Source organism: Streptomyces sp. NPDC053076, assembly GCF_044546845.1.
Taxonomy (GTDB): domain Bacteria; phylum Actinomycetota; class Actinomycetes; order Streptomycetales; family Streptomycetaceae; genus Streptomyces.
In genome coordinates this window covers 44524-64520 of record NZ_JBITZL010000005.1, presented here as the reverse complement: position 1 = coordinate 64520, position 19997 = coordinate 44524, and the positions used below count along the sequence as shown (strand labels likewise).

Sequence of the window (19997 nt, the reverse complement as noted above, 5' to 3'; positions counted from 1 at the left end):
CGCCGCCTCCGGCGCGGCCCGGGCGCCGTGTCCGAGCCCGCCTTCAGGCAGCACGAAACCGCGGGCGCCGTACGTCTTCACGTACGGCGCCCGCGGTTACTGGTGCTGTCGTGCGCGTTATGCGCTCTTGCGGCTGTCCCTCGGGTGGACCGCGATGTTCATCGCTCCCGAGCGCAGAACCGCCAGACGCTCCTCGAGGACCTCTTCGAGTTCCTCACGGGTGCGCCGCTCCATCAACATGTCCCAGTGGGTACGCGCGGGCTTGGCCTTCTTCTCTTCAGGGCCGTCGCCGTCCACGAGGAGTGCTGGGGCCCCGCAGACCTTGCACTCCCACTCCGGCGGAATCTCCGCCTCGACCGAGAAGGGCATCTCGAAACGATGCCCCTTCTCACATGCGTACTCCACGGCCTGGCGCGGAGCCAGGTCGATACCGCGGTCCGTCTCGTAGCTGGTCACTACGAGGCGCGTACCGCGAAGAGCTCGCTCACTCATGAATCGTGCCTCCCGGGCTTGTCGCCCACAGGACAGGTGTCGCTGTCGTCGTCATCCGGTCAACGTCCGGTCGGCGGTAAAGATTCCCGTTCCGGGTCCCGTTCCGGGCCATGCGTCGCCGTCGTAGCCGCCCCTTGTTCTACCCACAGGCGCCCGGTTTGTCACATCTGCTAGCAGATGTCACCCAGCGTTTCGGCATCTTTGACGCGCAGTAACGGTACGCCTGGCAGGCCAAACGCGTACACTACCGCCCTTTCATGCCGAGTGCTAAATCGGCGCTAGATCCTCTCCGGAACGGAGTTACCCGCTTCGCCGATCGCACACCGCACCGGAACCCGCGCGAGCAGGACGAAGCCGAGGACGAAGAAGGCCACCAGCGAGACGATCGCGGAACGGTAGCTGCCGGTCAGCTGGTAGGTCACACCGAACAGCAGCGGGCCGAGCCAGCTCATCCCGCGGTCGCTCATCTCGTACGCGGAGAAATACTCGGCCTCCTTGCCCGGGGGCACCAGGTGGGAGAACAGCGACCGGGACAGCGCCTGGCTGCCGCCGAGGACCAGGCCGATGCCGGCGGCCAGCACGAAGAAGTACACCGGCGCCCCGGCCGGCAGGAAGTAGCCGGCCGCCAGCGTGGCCGTCCACGCCACCAGCGAGCCGAGGACGGTCCGCTGTGCGCCGTACGTCCGCGCCAGCCGGCCCATGGCCAGCGCCCCCGCCACGGCCAGCACCTGCACCAGCAGCACGGCCACGATGAGCGTGGACTGCCCGAGTCCCAGCTCCTCGGAGCCGTAGACCGACGCCTGGGAGATCACCGTCTGGATGCCGTCGTTGTAGACGAGGTACGCCAGCAGGAACGCCAGCGTCAGCGGATACCGGCGCATGTCCCGGACCGTCGCCGCCAGCCGGCGCAGCCCGGGCGCCGTGGCGTGCGGCACGCGCGCGTGACGGTCGCGCAGCCTGCGCAGCGGTACGAGCGTGAAGGCGCCCCACCACAGGCCGGCCGAGGCCAGACAGACCCGGACCGCCGCGGTCTCGGAGAGGCCGAAGGAGTCGTGCGCCGAGTACAGGACCAGGTCGGCCACGAGGACCAGGGAGCCCGCCGCGTAGCCGAGGGCCCAGCCCCGGGAGGAGACCGCGTCACGCTCTTCCGGCGGGGCGATCTGCGGCAGATAGGAGTTGTAGAGCATCATCCCGACGGACTGCGCCGCGTTGGCCACGATCAGCAGCACCCCGCCGAGCAGATAGCGGTCGCCGTCCAGGAAGAACATGCCCGTGGTCGCGGCCGCTCCGGTGTACGCCGCCGCGGCGAGCAGCGGCTTCTTGCGGCCCGAGCGGTCGGCCGCGCTGCCCACCAGTGGCATCAGGACGACCGCCAGGATCACCGACAGGGACACCGAGTAGGCGAAGAAGGAGCCCGCGCGGACGGGGACGCCCAGGGGGTGCACATAGCCGTGGCCGTCCGCGGCCCGCTCGGCGACCGCGGTGAGGTACGGGCCGAGGAACACGGTGAGGACGCTCGTCGAATAGACCGAGCAGGCCCAGTCGTAGGCGTACCAGCCACGCTGCTCGCGCCTGAGTGCGGCGCTCTCGTCCGCCGTCCGTGCCCGCACGGTGTCGGTGCCCACCCGTGCCCTCGCTTCCCCGCTGCCCTGCGAAGGCTCGGGCCGTGCGGCCGGGCGGTCAGACCCAGACGCCGCGGTCCTCCATGACCTTGCGCAACATGTCGATGTGGTCGGTCATGATGCCATCAACCCCGAGGTCAAGTAGCCGGTGCATCCGCTCCGGTTCGTTGATGGTCCACACATGCACCTGCAATCCGCGCGCGTGGGCGGCGCGGACGAAGCGGTGGTCGACGACGGGCACGCCCGACTGGGCCTCGGGCACCTGCGCGGCCACGGCCGACCGGCGTACCGCGGCCGGCAACCCCCAGGAGCGCAGCCGCAGGTTCAGCACCCCGCGCGTGCCGAACGAGGTGGCCAGCCGGGGCCCGGCCAGCCGCTGGGCGCGCAGCACCCGGGCCTCGGAGAAGGAGCCCACACAGACCCGGTCCCAGGCGGCCGTGCGCTCGATCAGGTCGAGCAGGGGCCGCAGTGCCGGCTCCGCCTTGATGTCGACGTTCCACCGCACCCCGGGGAAGGTCTCCAGCAGCTCCTCGAACAGCGGCACCGGTTCCCGGCCGTCCACGCGGGCGTGCTCTATCTGTGCCCACGGCAGGTCGGCGATCCGGCCCGCGCCGTCGGTGATCCGGTCCAGGGTCGCGTCGTGGAAGGCGACCAGCCGGCCGTCCGCCGAGGCGTGCACGTCCGTCTCGATGTACCGGTAGCCCAGCTCCACCGCCCGCCGGAACTGCGCCACGGTGTTCTCCAGGCCGTCGGCCGCCCCGCCCCGGTGGGCGAACGCGATCGGCCCGGGGTGGTCCAGGTACGGGTGGCGCAGGGGCGGTGTCGTGAGGGTCACGGACGCAGTATGACCCGCTCGGGTGTCGCTCCGGCAACGACCGTGCTGCCCGCCGCTGCCGGCGACACGGCGAACACCCGCAGGAACGCCTGCGCCAGCGGGCCGATGGACACGGCGTACAGCACGGTGCCCACCCCGATGGTGCCGCCCAGGACGAATCCGGTGACCACCACGGCCACCTCGACCCCCGTCCGCATCAGCCGGATCGAGCGGCCGGTGCGGCGGTGCAGCCCCGTCATCAGACCGTCGCGCGGGCCCGGACCGAAGCGTGCCGCGATGTAGAGGCCGGTCGCCATGCCGTTCAGCACGATCCCCGCCAGCAGGAGCGGAACGCGTACGGCCAGGGAGCGCGCGTCCGGCAGGAGCGCGAGCGTGCCGTCCATGGCGAGGCCGACCACGAAGACGTTGGAGACCGTGCCGAGCCCCGGCCGCTGACGCAGGGGGATCCACAGGAGCAGCACCGCCGCGCCCACGACGATCGACACGACACCGATGCTCACCCCGGTCAGCTCCGCGAGCCCCTGGTGCAGCACGTTCCACGGCTCCAGTCCCAGCCCCGCCGCCACGAGCAGCGCGGAACTCGCGCCGTACAGCACCAGCCCCGCATACAGCTGGACCAACCGTCGTCCCCGACGGCGGTCGGAAGCGGAGGTGCTGGAAACGGACACGAGGTACCCCCCGGGGTGGTGGCGGTGGCCTGACACATGACACTCTGTGGCTTGGAAACAATCGCCATCCATGGCCAATTCAGGGAAGGTGGACTGATCTTCATGGCGCAGTGGACCTCAGCGGTGGGGGCCGCGCAACTCGCCCGCCTTCTCACCTCCCAGCAGGACCGCCCGGCCGGCCCCGGCACCCGCCGTCCACCCGCCTACCGCGCCCTCGCCGACGGCATCCGGCTGCTCGTGCTGGAGGGCAGGGTCCCGGTGGCCGCGCGCCTGCCCGCGGAGCGCGAACTGGCCCTTGCCCTCTCCGTCAGCCGTACCACCGTCGCGGCGGCCTACGAGGCGCTGCGCGGTGAGGGCTTCCTGGAGTCCCGGCGCGGAGCGGGCAGCTGGACCGCCGTCCCGGCCGGCAACCCGGTTCCGGCCCGCGGCCTGGAACCGCTGCCCCCGGAGTCCCTCGGCTCGGTGATCGACCTGGGCTGCGCCTCCCTCCCGGCACCCGAGCCGTGGCTGACCCGGGCCGTGCGGGGCGCCCTGGAGGAACTGCCGCCGTACGCGCACACGCACGGCGACTACCCGGCCGGGCTGCCCGCCCTGCGCTCCATGATCGCCGAGCGCTACACCGCGCGCGGCATCCCCACCATGCCGGAGCAGATCATGGTGACGACCGGCGCGATGGGCGCCATCGACGCGATCTGCCACCTCTTCGCGGGCCGCGGTGAGCGGATCGCCGTGGAGTCGCCGTCCTACGCCAACATCCTCCAGCTCATGCGGGAGGCGGGCGCCCGGCTGGTCCCGGTCGCGATGGCCGAGGGGCTGTCGGGCTGGGACATGGACCGCTGGCGCCAGATCCTGCGCGAGGCCGCGCCGCGCCTCGCCTACGTGGTCGCCGACTTCCACAACCCCACCGGGGCGCTCGCCGACGAGGACCAGCGGCGCCGGCTGGTGGACGCCGCCCGCTCGGCCGGCACGGTCCTGGTCGCCGACGAGACGATGTCCGAACTCTGGCTCGAGGAGGACTTCCGGGACGGCGGCATGCCCCGCCCGATGTGCGGCTTCGATCCGGCCGGCTCCACGGTGATCACAGTCGGCTCGGCCAGCAAGGCGTTCTGGGCGGGGATGCGCATCGGCTGGGTGCGCGCGGCCCCGGACGTCATCCGCAGCCTGGTCGCCGCGCGGGCGTACGCCGACCTGGGCACGCCGGTGCTGGAGCAGCTGGCCGTGAACTGGCTCTTCAGCACCGGGGGCTGGGCAGAGGCGGTCGAGCTGCGCCGTGCGCAGGCCCGCGAGAACCGTAACGCCCTGGTGACCGCCCTCCGCCGGGAACTGCCCGACTGGGAGTTCGAGGTGCCCCGGGGCGGCCTGACGCTCTGGGTCCGCGCCGGCGGTCTCTCCGGCTCCCGTCTCGCCGAGGCGGGCGAGCGGGCCGGGGTCCGCGTGCCGTCCGGTCCTCGCTTCGGCGTCGACGGCGCGTTCGAGGGCTACGTGCGGCTGCCGTTCACGGTCGGGGGAGCGGTGGCCGACGAGGCGGCGGCTCGGCTCGCCGCCGCGGCGCGGCTGGTGGAGTCGGGGGCGACGGGGGCGGGGGAGTCTCCGCGGACGTTCGTGGCGTAGCCGATAGCCGATAGCCGTAGCCGTAGCCGTAGCCGTAGCCGTAGCCGGGGCGGGGCCGGGGCCGGGGCCGGCCAAGGCCAGGGTCGGGGCTGGGGCCGGCCAGGACCGCGGGGCAGGGCCGGGGTCGGCCAGCGCCAGGACTGGGGCCGGGGCCGGGGCCGCAGCGCGGTGGGCACCGGTCCGGGACGCCCTGCTGACTCCCGGCCGTCATGGCCCCGGTCCTGGCGCCCTGCTGCTGGCTCTCGGCCGTCATGGCCCCGGTCATGGAGCCCTGCTGACTCTCGGCCGCCATGGCCTCCGCCGGCACCGGTGCCCTCTCGGCGGCCGGCTTGGTGAGATCCGCAGGCTCGGCCAGACCCGTCGGCTCCGGACCCGCAGGCTTCAGCCCGGCTCCAGACCCGCAGGCGCGGTCAGACCCGCAGGTTCCAGACCTGCCGGCTCCAGGCCCGCAGGCTCCGCCGGATCCGTCGGCTTCGAAAGATCCGTCGGCTCGGCCTCCCTGGCGGTGGTCCGTGGCGGCAGCAACTCCAGTACCGCCTGCCGGTCGGCGTCGCTCGTGGCGTCGTCGTAGGGGTCGGGCGTACGCGGCACCTGAATCCGGTGCACCGGCCCGGAGCCCAGCCGGGCGTACCCCCGCCCGGGCGGCACGTGCGTCGGCGGCGTCGTGTGCGGCGGCACCCCGAGCACCGCCTCCACCTGCTGGGGCGTCGCGGCCCCCAGGACGACACGCGCGCGCGTGTGCTGCCGTACCGCGTCGCTGAGCCCCTCCGCGCTGTCCAGTTGCTCGGCCACGACCACGGTCACGTTGGCCGCCCGCCCGTGCCGCAACGGCACCTGCAGCAGGGCCTGCGGATCCTTGCGGCCGTCCGTCGCCGCCAGGTGCGCGAAGACGCCGGGCCGGTCCAGCAGGAGCCACAGCGGGCGCCGGGTGTCGGCGGGCGGTGGGTCGCCCACCTGCCGGGCCAGGTTGATCGCGATCAGCCGCCGCTCGGTCTCCTGCGCGGCCCATTCCAGGCTGGCCAGCGCCCCGGCGAGGGCGCACTCGACGGCCAGTACGCCGTCCCGGCCGGTCAGGCAGGTGTACTCGCCGGTGCCGCCGCCGTCGACGATCAGCACGTCGCCGTACTGGAGGGCCTGCAGGGCGATGGAGCGCAGCAGCGTGGACGTGCCGCTGCCGGGATGGCCCATGGCCAGCAGGTGCGGCTCGGTGGAGCGGATGCCGGTGCGCCAGACGACCGGCGGGACGTCGATCTGTTCCTCTCCGTAGGAGAGGGGAAGCGTGCGCTGGACCTCGCTGGGGTCGGTGTAGCCGAGGACGGTCTCGCCGGGCGCGGTGACGAAGCGCTGGGCGGGGACGTCGGCGGGCAACGGGGCGAGGACGGTGACGGTGAGCTGGTTGCCCGCCTCGTCCCACGCGAAGTGGTACTCGCGGTTCCGCCCGGCCTTCGCGGTGAGCAGCTGCTCGATCCGCGCGCGGGCCGCGGGCTCGCCGTCCGGGAAGTAGGCGGGGTAGCGGATCAGGAGGTGACCGAGGCGCCCGGCGTCGTCGAACTCGTGCGCGACGAATGCCTTCTCCCACTCCCCGCCGTGCGCGTACAGCGGCGCCGGGTCCTCGGGGCCGGAGAAGTACGGAACCAGGGCCTCGTACAGCGCCTGGAGCCGTTCGGTCTGGGACTCGTCGGGCCCTTCGGGGGCCGACGGGGCGCGGTCACGGCCCTGCCAGGCCGCTGCCGCCATCACGGTGATGACGGCGAGCAGCGGCCCGTACGGCACCAGGGCCACGACCAGGATCACGGAGGCCACCAGGAACAGCAGCGGCCCGCGCTTGTCCTTGGGCGTGTCCGCCCACCGGCGCCGGCCGGCCGAGGCCAGCAGGCGCAGCCCGCGCGTGACGGTGATCAGCGGGTGGAGGACGTCGCCGGCGCTGTCCGCCGCCGTCCGGGCCAGCTCCCTGCTCCGGGCGATCTGCATCCGGGCGATCTGGGCGCTGTCCTTGCTCAGAATGCGGGGGAGAGGGCGCCGGGCCACTGCTGTCTCCTGAGGGTGCGTGCGGGCGGGACTGGCGGGGTCAGAACTTGATGCCGCCGATGAGACTCGCCAGGCTCTCCCCGCCGGCCTTGATGCTGGGGGCGATGCCTGTGGTCGAGAGGTAGAAGCCGAACAGCGCCGAGGTGCACGCGTGCGAGCCCTTCAGGCCGTCCTTCCGGAAGAAGAGGAAGACGACGGTGCCGAGCAGCAGGACGCCGGACAGGGAGAGGATCATTTCGGGTCTCCTGGTGTCGAGAGGGGACAGTCACCATGGGTTCTTCCAGGATCACAGGATGTATCCATACGATTAAAGGTGCAACTGGGTGAAAATCGCTCTAATTCGCCCAGTTGGCGGAGCCGGTCAATGGCCGGTTGACCAGGTCTTTTGCCGACACCAGGGCCTGTCGCTGATCTTTACCTCGGGCACATCGGGTCATGTGCCGCGCGAGCCAGTACTCTGGCGATTCACTCGTACGGCTGCGTTCCGCTCGCTGCCGTACGCTCGCTCAGTCCCTACAGCAGTCCCCGAACACGCAAGGAGAGGCGGTCCGGCCGATGAGTGAAGCCCCCGACCCCGAGGTCGTGGAGCTGGCGACCAAGATCTTCGATCTGGCCCGGCAGGGGCAGACCGAGGCGCTCGTGGCGTATGTCGACGCGGGTGTGCCGGCCAACCTCACCAACGACCGCGGCGACTCCCTCGTGATGCTCGCCGCCTACCACGGCCATGCCGACGCGGTGCGCGCGCTGCTCGCCCGCGGCGCGGCGGCGGACCAGATCAACGACCGGGGCCAGACCCCGCTCGCGGGTGCCGTCTTCAAGGGCGAGACGGACGTGATCAAGGCTCTCCTGGAGGGCGGCGCCGACCCCTCCGCGGGCACGCCGTCGGCCGTCGACACAGCCCGGATGTTCGGCAAGACGGAACTGCTCGAACTGTTCGGCGCACACTGAACCAGTGTTCTGACCAGCTGCGACAACGAAAACGGGGGAGGCGGTAAAGGGCCGCCGGAAATACGGTCGCGGCAGCACACAGCGCGGGTCATCATGACGACGTGATTCACGGACGCGATGGCCGGGCAGGTGTTGCCGCGCCGCGCGGACCGTGATGCGGTCCGCATGGGCCACCGACGAGAGGCAGAGAGAAATGGTCTACAGCAAGCAAGAGACGGCGGGCGCTCCGACGTTGTGTCACGCGGCCAGGTAGTGCGTGTTTCCCGGTTGCGTCTACGCTTGATGTGAGGCTGTTTCCCATGTTCGATCCGGTCATAGCGCCCAGCGGTACGCTGCTCGGCCTGCTCCAGCGCGGTCGTGGTGACGGCACGCTGCACGCGCTCACGGCCCCGCGCGCCGAAGCGCTCGCGGCCCTGAACCACTGTGTGCTGCGCGACCCCCGCCACGACTGGCAGCTGGAGAACCGCTCCCTCTACTACGCCCGGCTCTACCTCGACCTGAACGGCGAGCTGGACGCCATCGAGGCGCACCTCTTCGCCCCCGAGGACGTCCTCGACACCGACGAGTCCCGCACCGGCCTGACGCTGGCCGTCCTCGGGCACCTCGCCTCCTACGGCAGGCGGGACGCTCTGGTACTGCTGCGCAGGTACGCCGCCCACGGCTCCAACTGGGCCTGGGCGCTGGACGAGCTGGCCCTGCGGGACGACGACGCGGGCCTGCGCGCCCTCGCCGCGCCCGTCCTGGCCCGCTTCACCACCGATCCCGAGGGCGAGGCCGAACTGGCCACCGCCGTACGCGACGCCTTCGAGCCACGGCCCTGGCGGCTGTGGGCCGAGGATCCGCGCGAATCGATCGCCACGCGTGTGCGTGCCGCCCAGGAGACCGGCTGTTTCGACCGCTGGCAGCGGCAGATGCGCCCCACCGGCCCGCGCCCCGGCTGGAGCGTCCGCGCCGTCTTCGAGTGGGCCCAGCAGGGCATGGAGCGCGGCGCCGCCCTCCATGTGCCCGCCGCCCGCTGCCTGGTCGCCGTGGCCGGGCCCGAGGACCGGCCCGAGATCCTCCAGGCCGCCAGGACAGGCATCGACGGAGCCCGCTGCACCGCCCTTCGCTACCTCGCCGACAACAACGACCCCGACGCTCTCGACCTGATCGAGGCCGCTGCGATCGACGGAACGACGGCCGTCGTGGAGGCCGCCGTCGACGCCTTCGAACGGATGCGCAGCGTCGCCGCCGTCGACCGTGCCCGAGGCTGGGCCCAGCGCCCCGACGCGCTGGGCGCCGCCGCCGGCCGCATGCTCGCCTGCCGGGGCGGTGCCCAGGACCGCAACCTGGTCCTCGCCGCCCTCCGCGAGGCCGTACGCGGTGAGGGGCCGGACGCACCCACCCTGTGGACCCTCGTCGACGGCGCCGGACGCCTCGGCATCGCCTGTGCGGCCCCCGTCCTGCGCCACATCTACCGCGAGACGGCCTCCTCCCAGCTCCGCGGCCGTGCCGCCCGCGCGCTGGCCGCCACCGATCCCTCCTTCGCCACCGGCTTCGCCGTCGAGTGCCTGTGGGACTGCGAGGAGACCACCCGTGAGGTCGCCGCCCGGCACGCCGAGACCGGCGACACCCGGGTCGTGGAGCGCCTGCGCCGCCTGGCCGCGGATCCGGCCGAGGAGGCCGAGGTGCAGACGGCCGTACGCAGCCGCTTCGGACCCGACGCGACACTCGGCTGAGCCGCACCCGGCCGAGTCGCCGCGGGGGCGCGGGGGGCGCCCATGGGGCCCGCGTCGGCTGAACTCCGTGTCGGCTGAAACCCCGGCTCGGCCGGGGCGCACGTCGGCCGGGACCCGCTCACGCCGTCGTCCGGGGCGGACGACCGCCCGGCGTGTGAACACCGGATGGCCCGCAGGTCAGGCGGCCATGACGGCAGCCTGACCTGCTCGGGTGCGCAGTCCAACGCTCATGGGACGTTCCCCGCGCGGACAGATCGAAGTTGACGCGGGCACGTCCTGCGCGGCGACAACACCCGTATGCGTGTCGTCATCGTGACCGAATCCTTTCCCCCCGATGTGAACGGCGTGGCCCACTGCGCGCTCCAGACCGCCCGGCACCTCGTAGATCGCGGTCACCACCCGCTCGTCGTCGCCCCCGCCCCCGCACCCGGCAGCGGCCCGGACACGGACGCCCCGTGCCCGGTCGTCCGGGTCCCTTCCCTCCCGCTCCCCGGCTACCCCCAGGTCCGCGTCGCCCTGCCCAGCCGACGCCTCGCCGCGGCCCTTGTCGCACACCGCCCCGACGTGGTCCATCTGGCCAGTCCCTTCGTCCTCGGCGTCCGTGGCATGGCCGCCGCCGCCCGGCTCGGCCTCCCCGCCGTCGCCGTCTACCAGACCGACCTGGCCGGTTACGCCCGCACCTACATGGGTGCCGGAGAGGCCGCCGCCTGGCGGCGGATCCGCTCCGTGCACGTCGCCGCCGACCGCACCCTGGCCCCGTCCACCGCCGCCCAGGCCGATCTGGAGACGCACGGCGTACCCCGGGTACGACTGTGGCCGCGGGGCGTGGACACCGCGCGTTTCCGGCCGGCGCACCGTGACGAGGCGCTGCGCCGCGAACTCGCCCCGAACGGGGAACTGATCGTCGGCTACGTCGGCCGGCTCGCTCCTGAGAAGCACGTCGAACTCCTCTCCGGAGTCTGCGGGCTGCCCGGCGTCCGGGTCGTGGTCGTGGGCGACGGCCCCAGCCAGGCGCACCTGTCCGAGGCCCTGCCCGGCGCCGTCTTCCTGGGCCGTCGTACCGGCGACGAGCTGGCCCGGATCTTCGCCTCGCTGGACGTGTTCGCGCACACCGGCCCCTTCGAGACCTTCTGCCAGACGGTTCAGGAGGCCATGGCCAGCGGCGTGCCGGTCGTCGCACCCGCCGCCGGCGGCCCGCTCGACCTGGTCGCCCACGGCCGCACCGGTCTGCTCGTCCCGCCACGTGATGCCGCCGCCGTCCAGGAAGCCGTCCGTGCCCTGGCCGCCGAACCCGAACGGCGTGCAGCGTACGGCGCCGCCGCCCGCGCCATGGTCGAGGGCCGCACCTGGGCCGCCGTCGGAGACCAGCTGATAACCCACTACGACGACGTGCTCGCGGCACGGAAGACGGCGGTGGCGGCATGACCGGCCGGTCCCTGCGCATCGTCCGCCTCGCCAACTTCGTCGCGCCCGCCTCCGGCGGCCTGCGCACCGCCCTGCGCGAACTCGGCAAGGGCTTCCTGGCCGCGGGCCACGACCCGGTCCTGATCGTCCCCGGCGAACGGCACACCGACCGCCACACCGAGCAGGGCCGCGTCATCACCCTGCCCGGCCCGCTGCTGCCCGGCACCGGCGGCTACCGGGTCCTCACCGACAAGCGGCGGGTGGCCGCCCTCCTGGAGGAGCTGGCCCCGGACCGCCTGGAGGTCTCCGACCGCACCACCCTGCGCTGGACCGGCCGCTGGGCCCGCCGCGCGCGCGTACCCGCCGTGATGGTCTCCCACGAGACCGCCGACGGCGTGCTGCGCACCTGGGGCCTGCCCGAGCAGCTCGCCCGGCGTACCGCCGACTCCCTCAACACGCGGACCGCACACGTCTACTCACGGGTGGTGTGCACCACCGAGTTCGCCGAGCGCGAGTTCGTGCGCATCGGCGCGCGCAACGTCGTACGCGCCCCGCTGGGCGTCGACCTGATGGAACGCCACCCCGCCCTGCACGATCCCGGGCTGCGTGCCCGCTACGCGCGCGCGGACGAGGCACTGCTCGTGATGGCCTCCCGGCTGTCGGTCGAGAAGCGCCCCGGCACGGCCCTGGACGCCCTGGAGGCACTGCTGCGCCGCCGGCGGCGGGCGGTGCTCGTGGTCGCCGGGGACGGGCCCCTGCGGGACCGGCTGGAGCAGCGCGCGCGGGACCGCGGGCTCCCGGTGACCTTCCTGGGGCACGTCTCGGACCGGGCCGCGCTGGGCGCGCTCCAGGCGTCCGCCGACGTGTGCCTCGCGCCCGGGCCCGCCGAGACCTTCGGACTGGCCGCACTGGAGGCCATGGCGTGCGGCACGCCCGTGGTGGCGAGCGCCTCGTCCGCGCTGCCCGAGGTCATCGGGTCCGCCGGTACCACCGCGGCCGGCACCGGTGGGGCGTTCGCGGACGCCGTGGAGCAGCTCCTGGACCGCGGCGAGCCCGAACGGCGGGAGGCGGCACGCGCGCGTGCGGAGTGCTTCGGCTGGGGAGCGGCCGTGGAGGCGTTCCTGGCGGCACACGACGCGGAGGTCCTGCGCCGTACGGGCTCCCGTCCCGCCCTGCCGGGGGCCGCGGCATGAGACCCGTCCGTTTCGTCGCCCTCGGGGACTCGCTGACGGAGGGCGTGGGCGACCCGCTCGGGGCGGGATGGCGGGGCTGGGCCGCGCTGCTGGCGGCCTCCCTCGCCACGGACGGCGAGCACGTGCGGTTCACCAACCTCGCGGTCAGCGGGGCACAGACCGGGGACGTGCTGGCACGGCAGACGCCGGCCGCCCTGGAGCTGCGTCCCGACCTGGTGTCGGTGGTCATCGGTGTCAACGACACCCTGCGCCGCACCTTCGACATCCGCGCCGTGGCCGCCAACCTCGACCAGGTGTACGCGGCCTTCGCCCGCCAGGGCGCCACCTTGCTCACCGCCTGCCTGCCCGACCCCGGCGCGATGCTCGGGCTCCCGGACGTCCTGGCGCGACCGCTGGCCCGCCGGCAGCGGGCCGTCAACGAGGTCGTGCATGCCCTGTCGGACCGCTACGGTGCCGTCCACCTGCACGGGGCGGACGGAGTCTGGGTCACCGACCGCAGCCTGTGGAGCGCGGACCGGCTGCACCCGGGCGAGCGCGGTCACCGGCTGCTCGCCGTCCGCTACCACGCCATGCTCGCCGAAGCGGGCCGGGCGACCGGACAACCGCCTTCGTACGAGCCGGAGTTCCCCGCGCCGACCCGCACGGCGAGCCTGTGGTGGCTGGCCACGGCGGGAACCGGCTGGCTGGTGCGGCGCTGCAACGACCTGTTGCCGCAGCTGCTGCGCCTCGCAGCCGACGAACTGCACCACCGCGCCCGGGGCACCAGCGCCCGTCTGGACCTGCGCGCGTCGGCGGCGGTCTCCGCGGCCCTCGCGGCCCTGCCGACGGCCATCGACGCCGCCGCCGGCCCCCAGCGCCCCGCCACCGGCCCCCAGCGCCCCGCCACCGGCCCCCAGCGCCCCGCCACCGGCCCCCAGCGCCCCGCCACCGAGGCCGCCGGGGCTCAGCGGCGCCGCACCGGAACGAACCGGACCGGCGTGCCGGGCGACGCCTGCGCGGCGGCCGGCAGGTCGGCGGCGCGGACCACCGCGATCACCGGGTAGCCACCGGTGGTCGGGTGGTCGGCCAGGAACACCACCGGACGCCCGTCCGGCGGTACCTGGACCGCACCGAGGACCATGCCCTCGCTGGGGAGTTCGCCGGACCGGGCCCGCTCCAGGGCGGCCCCCTCGGTGCGCAGCCCGATGCGGTTGCTCGCCGCTGAGACCCGGTACGCGCGCGTGGCGAGGTCCCGGACCGCCCGCGCCGTGAACCAGTCGTCGCGCGGGCCCAGGGTCACCCGGAGCACGAGCTCGGCGGGCGGACGCGGCTGCGGTGTGCCGTCCACGCGCGCGGGAGGGCCTGCCGGGGCGCCCAGCGCCAGCACCATGCCGTCCGCGAGCGGGGCGGGGCCCAGGCCGGACAGCAGGTCGGTGGCGCGGCTGCCGAGCACCGGCTCCGCGGCGACGCCCCCGGAGACGGCCACGTAGCCGCGTACGCCGGCCGTGGCGGTACCCACCTCCAGCAGCGCACCGGCCGGCACCACGACCGGGGCGCCCCACGCGGCCGGGCGACCGCCGACGGTCACCGGGCAGGGCGCGCCGCCGACCGCGACGGTCACCGTGGAGCGCGGGCGCAGCGCACAGCCGTCGAGGGTGGTCTCCAGGACGGCGGCGTCCGGCGGATTGCCGACGAGCCGGTTCACCAGCGCCGCGGCGGACGGGTCGAGGGCCCCGGAACGGGGCACGCCGAGATGCGCGTACCCCGGCCGCCCGTGGTCCTGCACAGTGGTCAGCGCCCCGGCACGCACGACGACGAGCGCGCGATCGGTCATGCGCCCTCCTCGGCTGCATCCGCCTGTACGGCGGCCGGTGCGGGTGCCGGTGCGGGTGGCGGTGCGGGTGCGGGCGCCGGTGTCGGGGTCGTGGGCGTCCGCGGGCCGGGGGCTTGCGTGGGAGTGACGGTGGCGTGTGCCGGTCCTGGGTGCGGGGGTGTGCAGGTGGTCGTCCGGAACCCGGTCATGGGCCCTCCACCGGTACGAACCGCACGTGTGTCCCCGGCGCCAGCAGTGCGGCCGGCACGCGCGCGTGGTCCCACAGGACCGCGTCCGTCGTGCCGATCACCTGCCAGCCGCCCGGCGAGGAGCGCGGGTAGACACCCGTGTACGGGCCGGCCAGTGCCACGGCTCCGGCGGGGACCGCCGTGCGCGGGGTGGCCCGGCGCGGGACGTCGTAGCGGTCCGGCAGCCCCGTGAGGTAGCCGAAGCCGGGGGCGAAACCGCAGAAGGCCACCGTGAATACGGCCCCGGCGTGGATGCGGACCGCCTCCCGCTCGGTCACCCCCCAGTGCCCGGCGACCGCCGCGAGGTCCGGGCCGTCGTAGCGCACGGGCAGTTCGATCAGCTCATGCGCGCGCGTGGGCGCCTCCGGCACTCGCACGGTGGTCAGTTCCGCCGCCCAGCGGGCCGGGTCGTCCAGTCCGTCGAGCAGCACCGTACGGGCCGCCGGGACGATCTCGCGGACGGTGAGCGCGCCCGCCGCGCGGCGCCGCGACAGTTCGGTGTGCAGGGCCTGCGCCTCCTCCCCGGAGGACACCTCGACGAGCAGCGCGTCGTCGCCGACGGGGAGCGCCCTCACGCGAACGCCTCCATGCGCACGCCGGCCGCCACCAGCCGCTCGCGCACCCGCCGGGCCAGGCTCACCGCGCCGGGGGTGTCGCCGTGCAGGCACAGCGACCGGGCGCGCACCTGGATCCGCGCGCCGGAGTGCGTGATGACCGTGCCGGAGCGCGCGAGGCTCACCGAGCGCTCGACGACGGCGTCCGGATCGGACACCACGGCGCCCTCCCGGTCGCGCGGGACCAGTGTGCCCTCGTCGGTGTACGCGCGGTCCGCGAACGCCTCCGTGAAGGCCGGCAGCCCCGCCGCCGCGGCCAGCTCCAGCAGCCGCGAACCGGGCAGACCGAGCACCGGCAGCGAGGCATCGGCCAGGCACACGCCCTCGATCACCGCGCGGGCCTGCTCGGCGTCGTGCACGACGCGGTTGTAGAGCGCGCCGTGCGGCTTGACGTACGCCACGCGCGCGCCCGCCGCCCGCGCGAACACCTCCAAGGCGCCGATCTGGTAGGCCACTTCGGCCGCCAGCTCGACGGGCGGCACATCCATCGCGCGCCGCCCGAACCCGGCCAGGTCCCGGTAGGAGACCTGCGCGCCGATCGTCACCCCGCGCTCGGCCGCCAGTTGGCACACCCGGCGCATGGTGGCCGCGTCCCCGGCGTGGAAGCCGCAGGCCACGTTGGCGCTGGTGACGACGGACAGCAGCTGTTCGTCCTCGGTCAGCCGCCAGCGGCCGAAGCCCTCGCCGAGGTCGGCGTTCAGATCGATCGCGGTCATGGCGTTCTCGTGTCTCCGGTTCTCATGGTGCTCTCGTGTCTCCGGTTCTCGCGCGGGTCCCGGGCGGGACGGCCTGCGTCATGGGCGCCGACCGTGGTGACGGGACGGTCCGCCGGCTGGGTCACGCCAGCTCCTTCCCGCGCGTCTCGGGCAGTCCGAGCAGGGCGAGCGCGGCGAGGCCGTAGCCGAGCGCGCCGAAGGCCAGCGCACCGCCCACGCCCCAGCTGCCGGCGAGGAAGCCCACCACGGTCGGGAACACCGCGCCCACCGCGCGGCCCGTGTTGTACGTGAACCCCTGCCCCGTGCCGCGCACCGCCGTCGGGTACAGCTCGCTCAGGTAGGAGCCGAAACCGCTGAAGATGGCCGACATGCAGAAGCCGAGCGGGAAACCGAGCACCAGCAGCAAGGTGTCGGCGCCGTGCGGGATGTTCGCGTACGCCAGGATGCACAGCGCCGACAGCAGCGCGAACAGCCAGATGTTGCCGCGCCGGCCGAGCCGGTCGGTCAGCCGGCCGCCGGTCAGGTAGCCGAGGAAGGCGCCGGAGATCAGGAAGGTCAGATAGCCGCCGGTGCCGACGACCGACAGGCCGCGCTCGGACTTCAGGTACGTCGGCACCCAGGTCGCCAGCGTGTAGTAACCGCCCTGCACACCCGTGGACAGCAGGCTCGCGAAGAGCGTGGTGCGCAGCAGGCCCGGGTCGCCGTCCCGGCCCCGCCGGAAGATCGCCGCGAACGAGCCGCGCCGCGGGTCCTGTTCGCGGGCCGCCGTCGCCGTGGGGGCATCGTGCACCCGCCGGCGCAGCCACACCACGAACAGCGCCGGCAGCGCGCCGGTCCAGAACATCACCCGCCAGGCCAGGTCGTCGTCGGCGAAGGAGAACACCAGCGTGTAGACGACCGCCGCCAGTGCCCAGCCGACCGCCCAGGAACTCTGGACCGCGCCGAGCGTACGGCCCCGGTGGCGTGCGGTCGTGTACTCGGCGACCAGGATCGCGCCGACCGCCCACTCGCCGCCGAAGCCGAGGCCCTGGAGGGCGCGGAAGACCAGAAGGGTCTCGTAGGTGGGCGCGAAGCCGCAGGCGACGGTGAAGACGGCGTACGTGACCACCGTGATCATCAGGGCCCGGACCCGGCCGACGCGGTCCGCGACCACGCCCGCCACGGCGCCGCCGACCGCCGAGACCACCAGCGTGACGGTGGTGAACAGGCCGGTCTGGCCGCTGTCGAGACCGAAGTACGACGCGAGCGCAACCATGCTCAGCGGCAGGGTGAAGTAGTCGTAGGAATCCAGGGCATATCCGCCGAAAGCTCCGGCGAACGCCCGCCGTCCGCGCGGGCCGAGGGCGTGCAGCCAGCCGAACGCGCCGTCCTCGGCGGAGCGTTCGCCGCGCGCCGGCCGGACACCGGCGGGAGGCGCGGACCGAGGCGGTGGAGTCGTGCTCATGGGCACCTCGCAGAAGGGGACGGAGGGTGCGGGGAAGTGAGCCGTGCGGAGCACCGTAGAGGATCGTTCAACGATCCTTCAATACCCACGTTGTCTCGTTCTGGTGTCTGCGATTGAATTCCGGGCATGGCAGAGCAGCTGACGGGACTGGCCGGCGACCGTGCCCTTCTGGGCCGTACCAGCACCGCTGAGCGGGTTTCGGACATCCTCAGGAGCCGCATCTCCGAGGGCTACTTCCCGCCCGGCACCCGGCTGTCGGAGGACAGCATCGGCGGGGCGCTCGGCGTCTCCCGCAACACCCTGCGGGAGGCGTTCCGGCTGCTCACCCACGAGCGCCTGCTCATCCACGAGCTGAACCGGGGCGTGTTCGTCCGGGTCCTCACCGTCGAGGACGTCGAGGACATCTACCGCACGCGCTCCCTCGTCGAGTGTGCCGTCGTCCGTGGTCTGGGTGAGCCGCCGTACCCGCTCCAGGGGCTGGCCGAGGCGGTCGCCGAGGGCGAGCAGGCGGCCGTCGACAGTGACTGGAAAGCGCTGGGCACCTCCAACATCCACTTCCACCGGGAACTGGTCGCCCTCGCCGGCAGCGAGCGCACCGACGAGCTGATGCGCAGCGTCTTCGCCGAGCTGCGGCTCGCCTTCCACGTCGTGGACGACCCGCGCCGGCTGCACGAGCCGTACCTCGTCCGCAACCGCGAGATCCTGCGCACACTGCAGGCCGGCGACCGGCGCGGCGCGGCGCGGCTGCTGGAGACCTATTTCGCCGACTCGCTGGAGCGGGTGGTCGAGGTCTACCGCCGCCGGGTCGGCGAGGACAGCGCGCCATAGGGGGCGCGGAACGCCGCGCGACCAGCCGCGATCGGCGCGCTCCCCGGAGGGCGATCCGCGGTACCCGGCCCCGCGACCAGCCGCGATCGGCGCGCTCCCGGGACGGTGATCGACGCGCGTCCGGGGCGGCGATCCGCGCTGCCCGGCCCCGCGACCAGCCGCGACCATTCGCGATCGGCGCGCACCGGGGACGGCGATCCGCGCTGCCCGGCCCCGGTGGTGCCATCCGCGCCGTTTGGGCCGATGTCAGACCGAGGACCTAATCTGTGCACCGTGACTTCGCCTGCATCGACGGACAGTGTGCCGCCCCAGCTCAGCGCGGGACCGCGCCCGGCTTCGGGTCCGGCCGCCGACGAGGGGCTGGCGCGTCGGCTGCGCGCGCTCGCCTGCACCGCGCCGCTGCACGACCTGGACGCGCGCAAGGCCAACCTGGCCGGCGAGTACTCGGTGTACGGGATGGCCGAGGTGGCGCTGGCCGCCATCGACCTGGTCACCCTGAACATGGACTTCGACACGGGCGCCGACCACGAGCAGATCGTGGCCCGGCTGGTCCCGCGCATCGCCGCCCAGGCCCCGCACCGGGCCGCCGCCGAACACGAGCGCGTGGCCCGCTGGGTCCTGGAGAACCTGATCAACGTCGGCAGCGTCGACCGCGGCTTCCGCGCCGTCTACGGCACCTTCGCGCCGGACGGCACGTACGTCCGCCGTGACTACGACTTCAAGCTCGTCGAAGAGGTCCCCGGCCCCGGCGGCACGGTCTACCTGCGCACCACGGACGAGGCGGTCAACGTCCTGGTCGGCGCCCTCGACACGGACGTCACCAGCGCCCAGATCGCCGCCGAGGTCAAGCTCGAGGTGCTGATCAACCGCGGCCGGCTCGCCGATGCCCAGCTGGCCGCCGAGCAGGCCCGCTACCGCACGGTCCAGTACTCCGAGACGCTCCGCCGGGCCCTGGACGCCACCCGGCGCAACGTCCGCGCGGTCGACTGGCTCAACGCCGTCCCCGACATGATCACCGAGGCCCTGGACCACGTGGCCGAGCGCTACCGTCACGAGAACGCCATCCTCACCAACATCCGCAAGGCCCGCGACGAGACCGAGGACCCCGAGCACAAGCGCCGCGCCGCCGAGCTCGTCGACATCGTCAAGGACTGCATCCGGCGCCACACCCAGCTTCAGGCCCGCCTGCTGGAGGCGGGCCCGCTGTTCCGCGCCGAGCAGGACCGGCAGGCCTTCGCCGCACCGTCCACGACGTCCGGCACCGACCTCTACGGCCACCTTCTCGCCCCCACCCTGCCGCTGCCCCTGGCGCAGGCGATCCGGGTCACGGACGCGTTCTTCGCGCGCGGGACGGGACTGCGCACCCCGGTGTCCGTCCGGGTCGCGGACCTCGTGGACATACTGCTGACGCCGCCCGTGGAGCGGGAGCACCTGGGCGCGGAGATGCCCGAGCCCGATCTGATCGCGACACCGGACGACAGCCGGTTCAGCGAGGAACAGCTGGCCGCCGCGACCGAGCTGCTCGACCTCCCCGCGGACGCGCCGCGGAGACTGTCGGGGCTGCTCGCCGAGGCCCGGCGCACCGGCGACCCCGATCTGGCCTATCTGGTCGCCCTGTTGGCCGTCCACGCGGCCAGCCCCGCCGTCGGCACCGCCTACCGGCAGGGTGAGGAGAAACTGCTGTTCGCCGTGGACGACGGGACCGAACTGGACGACCCCGAGTTCGGCGGCGCGGACCTGATCGTGGGGACCGCGCTGCTGGACGCGGCGGGGATGGCGGCGGACCGGACGGAGGCCGCGTGACGGTTCCGCCGGTGGGTGCGTACGGGTCCGAAA

At 73.8% G+C, this 19997-nt stretch carries 17 protein-coding genes and 1 pseudogene; 8 read left to right on the top strand and 10 right to left on the bottom strand.

Annotated elements, in window-relative coordinates; genetic code table 11:
• Nucleotides 1–117: 117 nt before the first annotated feature.
• From ACIGYR_RS21345 to ACIGYR_RS21330, 4 genes are all read right to left on the bottom strand, one after another.
• Nucleotides 118–492: an RNA polymerase-binding protein RbpA gene (locus tag ACIGYR_RS21345; protein WP_009187548.1), complete on the bottom strand. Its 375-nt coding sequence runs from the start codon at nucleotides 490–492 to the stop codon at nucleotides 118–120.
• A gap of 278 nt (nucleotides 493–770) precedes the next feature.
• Nucleotides 771–2117: an MFS transporter gene (locus ACIGYR_RS21340; protein ID WP_399600367.1), complete on the bottom strand. Its 1347-nt coding sequence runs from the start codon at nucleotides 2115–2117 to the stop codon at nucleotides 771–773.
• 55 nt (nucleotides 2118–2172) lie between these two features.
• The gene (locus ACIGYR_RS21335; RefSeq protein WP_399600365.1) at nucleotides 2173–2949 is read right to left on the bottom strand and encodes a glycerophosphodiester phosphodiesterase; all 777 of its coding nucleotides are present in this window, start codon (nucleotides 2947–2949) and stop codon (nucleotides 2173–2175) included.
• The gene (locus ACIGYR_RS21330) at nucleotides 2946–3689 is read right to left on the bottom strand and encodes a YitT family protein (RefSeq protein WP_399600362.1); all 744 of its coding nucleotides are present in this window, start codon (nucleotides 3687–3689) and stop codon (nucleotides 2946–2948) included. Before ACIGYR_RS21330 ends, ACIGYR_RS21335 begins: the two co-directional genes overlap by 4 nt.
• 30 nt (nucleotides 3690–3719) lie before the next feature.
• On the opposite strand from ACIGYR_RS21330, the gene ACIGYR_RS21325 reads away from it, so the two are divergent.
• Nucleotides 3720–5228 carry a PLP-dependent aminotransferase family protein gene (locus ACIGYR_RS21325; RefSeq protein WP_399600360.1) on the top strand — a complete coding sequence of 503 codons (1509 nt, stop codon included), beginning with the start codon at nucleotides 3720–3722 and terminating at the stop codon, nucleotides 5226–5228.
• A 381-nt stretch (nucleotides 5229–5609) separates the two neighbouring features.
• Here ACIGYR_RS21325 and ACIGYR_RS21320 read toward each other — a convergent pair whose 3' ends face one another.
• Nucleotides 5610–7256 (bottom strand): hypothetical protein, encoded by a 1647-nt coding sequence (locus ACIGYR_RS21320; protein WP_399600357.1) that lies wholly within the window; start codon nucleotides 7254–7256, stop codon nucleotides 5610–5612.
• Between the two features lie 40 nt (nucleotides 7257–7296).
• Entirely contained in the window at nucleotides 7297–7491 is a 195-nt protein-coding gene (locus ACIGYR_RS21315; RefSeq protein ID WP_391844834.1) for a hypothetical protein, read from the bottom strand.
• A gap of 320 nt (nucleotides 7492–7811) precedes the next feature.
• On the opposite strand from ACIGYR_RS21315, the gene ACIGYR_RS21310 reads away from it, so the two are divergent.
• The 5 genes and pseudogenes from ACIGYR_RS21310 to ACIGYR_RS21290 all read left to right on the top strand — a co-directional run.
• Nucleotides 7812–8204, top strand: a complete 393-nt coding sequence (locus ACIGYR_RS21310) for an ankyrin repeat domain-containing protein (RefSeq protein ID WP_391844836.1) — start codon at nucleotides 7812–7814, stop codon at nucleotides 8202–8204.
• Between the two features lie 299 nt (nucleotides 8205–8503).
• A complete protein-coding gene (locus tag ACIGYR_RS21305) occupies nucleotides 8504–9922 on the top strand; it encodes a HEAT repeat domain-containing protein (RefSeq protein WP_391844838.1) in 1419 nt (472 codons plus the stop codon).
• Between the two features lie 297 nt (nucleotides 9923–10219).
• Nucleotides 10220–11347: a glycosyltransferase family 4 protein gene (locus tag ACIGYR_RS21300; protein WP_399600354.1), complete on the top strand. Its 1128-nt coding sequence runs from the start codon at nucleotides 10220–10222 to the stop codon at nucleotides 11345–11347.
• On the top strand, nucleotides 11344–12519 hold the full coding sequence (locus tag ACIGYR_RS21295; protein WP_399600352.1) for a glycosyltransferase: 1176 nt from the start codon (nucleotides 11344–11346) through the stop codon (nucleotides 12517–12519). Before ACIGYR_RS21300 ends, ACIGYR_RS21295 begins: the two co-directional genes overlap by 4 nt.
• A pseudogene (locus tag ACIGYR_RS21290) lies at nucleotides 12516–13340 on the top strand (SGNH/GDSL hydrolase family protein); the annotation flags it as partial. The gene ACIGYR_RS21295 and the pseudogene ACIGYR_RS21290, both read left to right, overlap by 4 nt.
• Before the next feature lie 122 nt (nucleotides 13341–13462).
• On the opposite strand, the gene ACIGYR_RS21285 reads toward ACIGYR_RS21290, so the two are convergent.
• The 4 genes from ACIGYR_RS21285 to ACIGYR_RS21270 form a co-directional block, all read right to left on the bottom strand.
• On the bottom strand, nucleotides 13463–14332 hold the full coding sequence (locus tag ACIGYR_RS21285; RefSeq protein WP_399600350.1) for a biotin-dependent carboxyltransferase family protein: 870 nt from the start codon (nucleotides 14330–14332) through the stop codon (nucleotides 13463–13465).
• Between the two features lie 184 nt (nucleotides 14333–14516).
• Nucleotides 14517–15134, bottom strand: coding sequence for an allophanate hydrolase subunit 1 (locus tag ACIGYR_RS21280; RefSeq protein ID WP_399600347.1), 618 nt, complete (start codon nucleotides 15132–15134; stop codon nucleotides 14517–14519).
• Nucleotides 15131–15889 (bottom strand): LamB/YcsF family protein, encoded by a 759-nt coding sequence (locus ACIGYR_RS21275; RefSeq protein WP_399600344.1) that lies wholly within the window; start codon nucleotides 15887–15889, stop codon nucleotides 15131–15133. Before ACIGYR_RS21275 ends, ACIGYR_RS21280 begins: the two co-directional genes overlap by 4 nt.
• Nucleotides 15890–16010: 121 nt before the next feature.
• Nucleotides 16011–17333, bottom strand: a complete 1323-nt coding sequence (locus tag ACIGYR_RS21270) for an MFS transporter (RefSeq protein ID WP_399600342.1) — start codon at nucleotides 17331–17333, stop codon at nucleotides 16011–16013.
• A gap of 126 nt (nucleotides 17334–17459) precedes the next feature.
• On the opposite strand from ACIGYR_RS21270, the gene ACIGYR_RS21265 reads away from it, so the two are divergent.
• Together ACIGYR_RS21265 and ACIGYR_RS21260 are read left to right on the top strand one after the other, a co-directional pair.
• The gene (locus ACIGYR_RS21265) at nucleotides 17460–18161 is read left to right on the top strand and encodes a GntR family transcriptional regulator (protein WP_391844850.1); all 702 of its coding nucleotides are present in this window, start codon (nucleotides 17460–17462) and stop codon (nucleotides 18159–18161) included.
• Nucleotides 18162–18434: 273 nt separating this feature from the next.
• Nucleotides 18435–19964, top strand: coding sequence for a hypothetical protein (locus ACIGYR_RS21260; RefSeq protein ID WP_399600339.1), 1530 nt, complete (start codon nucleotides 18435–18437; stop codon nucleotides 19962–19964).
• Nucleotides 19965–19997 lie beyond the last annotated feature (33 nt).

Coding starts and splice junctions, on each gene's coding strand:
- ACIGYR_RS21305 (WP_391844838.1), top strand. CDS start 8,504: ATGTTCGATCCGGTCATAGCGCCCAGCGGTACGCTGCTCGGCCTGCTC.
- ACIGYR_RS21285 (WP_399600350.1), bottom strand. CDS start 14,332: ATGACCGATCGCGCGCTCGTCGTCGTGCGTGCCGGGGCGCTGACCACT.
- ACIGYR_RS21315 (WP_391844834.1), bottom strand. CDS start 7,491: ATGATCCTCTCCCTGTCCGGCGTCCTGCTGCTCGGCACCGTCGTCTTC.
- ACIGYR_RS21330 (WP_399600362.1), bottom strand. CDS start 3,689: ATGGATGGCGATTGTTTCCAAGCCACAGAGTGTCATGTGTCAGGCCAC.
- ACIGYR_RS21275 (WP_399600344.1), bottom strand. CDS start 15,889: ATGACCGCGATCGATCTGAACGCCGACCTCGGCGAGGGCTTCGGCCGC.
- ACIGYR_RS21345 (WP_009187548.1), bottom strand. CDS start 492: ATGAGTGAGCGAGCTCTTCGCGGTACGCGCCTCGTAGTGACCAGCTAC.
- ACIGYR_RS21295 (WP_399600352.1), top strand. CDS start 11,344: ATGACCGGCCGGTCCCTGCGCATCGTCCGCCTCGCCAACTTCGTCGCG.
- ACIGYR_RS21265 (WP_391844850.1), top strand. CDS start 17,460: ATGGCAGAGCAGCTGACGGGACTGGCCGGCGACCGTGCCCTTCTGGGC.
- ACIGYR_RS21300 (WP_399600354.1), top strand. CDS start 10,220: ATGCGTGTCGTCATCGTGACCGAATCCTTTCCCCCCGATGTGAACGGC.
- ACIGYR_RS21310 (WP_391844836.1), top strand. CDS start 7,812: ATGAGTGAAGCCCCCGACCCCGAGGTCGTGGAGCTGGCGACCAAGATC.
- ACIGYR_RS21270 (WP_399600342.1), bottom strand. CDS start 17,333: ATGAGCACGACTCCACCGCCTCGGTCCGCGCCTCCCGCCGGTGTCCGG.
- ACIGYR_RS21325 (WP_399600360.1), top strand. CDS start 3,720: ATGGCGCAGTGGACCTCAGCGGTGGGGGCCGCGCAACTCGCCCGCCTT.